Source organism: Allobosea eneae (assembly GCF_042657265.1).
GTDB classification, from domain to species: Bacteria; Pseudomonadota; Alphaproteobacteria; order Rhizobiales; family Beijerinckiaceae; genus Allobosea; species Allobosea eneae.
Window position 1 is genome coordinate 1 of record NZ_JBHSLW010000147.1, and the last position, 841, is coordinate 841.

An 841-nucleotide genomic window follows, 5' to 3' on the forward strand; every position below is an offset into this window, starting at 1 on the left:
TCGACCGTCTCTCCGCCACGGTCTCGACCATCCAGCTGACCGCTTCGGAGGTCGGCATCGCCGCCCGAGAAATCAACACGGGCGCGGACGACCTTTCGAAGCGGACCGAGGAGCAGGCCTCCTCGCTCGAGGAGACCGCGGCGACGACCGAAGAGCTGGCGGCCTCGGTGAAGGCTTCGGCCCAGGGCGCGCGCCAGGCGGCGGCGGTCGCCGAGGAGGCGATGAAGGCGGCCCAGGACGGCGGCGCCATCGCTGGCGAAGCGGTCAGCGCCATGGCCCGGATCGAGGAGGCCTCGCGCAAGATCTCCGACATCATCCGGGTGATCGACGACATCGCCTTCCAGACCAACCTGCTCGCGCTCAACGCCGCCGTCGAGGCGGCAAGGGCCGGCGATGCCGGCAAGGGCTTCGCCGTCGTCGCCTCGGAGGTCCGCACCCTGGCGCAGCGCTCGGGCGAGGCGGCCAAGGACATCTCCGGGCTGATCTCGTCGTCCAATGCCGAGGTCGAGGCCGGGGTAAAGCTGGTGCGCCGGGCCGGCGAGTCGCTGGAGACGATCCTGGCGGCCTCGCGGAAGGTCACCGGCACGATCCAGGAGATCTCGGCGGCCTCGGCCGAGCAGGCCCATGGCATCGACGAGATGAGCCAGGCGGTCGCCCATCTCGACGAGATGACCCAGGCGAATGCGGCGCTGGCCGAGCAGAGCGCCGCCTCGGCCGGAGCGCTGTCGGGCCGGATCGGCGAGCTCAACACGCTGGTGGCGAGCTTCCGGACGGGCAGCGGGGCCGGCGTTGCGATGGCCGCTGGAGCGGTGTCTTCCGGAGCCGGGGCGCGCCCTGCCGC

General features: G+C 72.1%; 1 protein-coding gene. It reads left to right on the forward strand.

Annotation, left to right across the window (positions count from 1 at the left end; genetic code table 11):
• Window positions 1-841: methyl-accepting chemotaxis protein (locus tag ACFPOB_RS31085; RefSeq protein WP_377801990.1), on the forward strand; the 841-nt coding region annotated here is incomplete at both ends.